The organism is Vibrio sp. D173a, assembly GCF_030248475.1.
This window is the reverse complement of sequence record NZ_JAHGAH010001557.1, coordinates 1-1,011: the sequence shown is the minus strand read 5'-3', so window position 1 is coordinate 1,011 and position 1,011 is coordinate 1. Positions and strand designations below refer to the sequence as shown.

General features: G+C 44.1%; 1 protein-coding gene and 1 pseudogene. Both read left to right on the top strand.

From position 1 onward, the window contains the following. Nucleotides 1-4: 4 nt before the first annotated feature. On the top strand, nucleotides 5-661 hold the full coding sequence (hutC, locus tag KIV40_RS34720; RefSeq protein ID WP_285353996.1) for a histidine utilization repressor: 657 nt from the start codon (nucleotides 5-7) through the stop codon (nucleotides 659-661). Nucleotides 662-784: 123 nt separating this feature from the next. Continuing rightward, nucleotides 785-1,011, top strand: a pseudogene (locus tag KIV40_RS34715) (imidazolonepropionase); the annotation flags it as partial.

Here is a 1,011-nt window from a genome sequence, read left to right as displayed (position 1 = left end):
CTCTATGGGACACTGGCCACCCGGGCACAGAATCACTACAGAGTTAGAGCTGACCAAACAGTTCAACGTTAGCCGAATGACGGTGAACAAAGCCATCAGAGATCTGGTAAGTGAAGGGAAATTAGCACGCAAGCCGCGTCTCGGTACTTTCGTCTGTGAACCGACAGAAAAAGCCCAGTCTCCGCTGCTCGACATCAACAACATCGCTCAAGAGATACGTGAGCGTGGACAAAATCATCGAAGCCAAGTGGTTAAACATCTGCAAATCAACGCGGATGAAAAGACCGCCATGCAATTGGGTGTCATGATTAACACACCCATTTTTTATAGTGAAATCATCCACTTTTCTGACAACACACCGACACAGTTAGAGTGTCGATGGGTGAATTCGGATATTGTTCCTGATTATCTTGATCAAGATTTTACTCACGCTACCCCGAATGAATATCTCTCAAACAACTGCCCACTAAGTGCTATAGAACACACAGTAGAGGCCATTGTGCCGGAACATAAAGTTCAAGAGAGCCTAGAAATGGCAGCCAATGAGCCTTGCTTACTACTCAAGCGTCGTACCTGGAGTGCTGAGCGTTTGGTGAGTTTTGCCCTGCTTTATCACCCTGGTTCTAAATACAAATTAAGCTCTAAGATACTGCTCGATTAAAGCACATCATCCTGCTCATTGATCACAATTTTGCAACATCAACTTGATTAGTTAAGTACTTTAGCCTATTCATTTGTATATACATTTAAACAACCAAGGTTAACGATCGAAATGGCGATAAACTTGATCCTTAAAAATGCAAGTATCTGCTCAATGGCAGTTGGGGAGCTCGGCTACGCACCGTCAACGCCTCAAGACGTATTAGTCGTAGGTGGCAAAATTGCTCAAATTGTCCCATCAGAATCAAACGCATTTTCCACACAAGAATCAATGTCAGATCATCAGGTCGTTGACTGTTCGGGCAAGTTGGTAACACCAGGGTTAATCGACAGCCACACTCACCTAATTTA

Excerpts from the sequence above, each read along its gene's own strand:
- hutC (WP_285353996.1), top strand. The coding sequence starts at position 5 with ATGGGACACTGGCCACCCGGGCACAGAATCACTACAGAGTTAGAGCTG.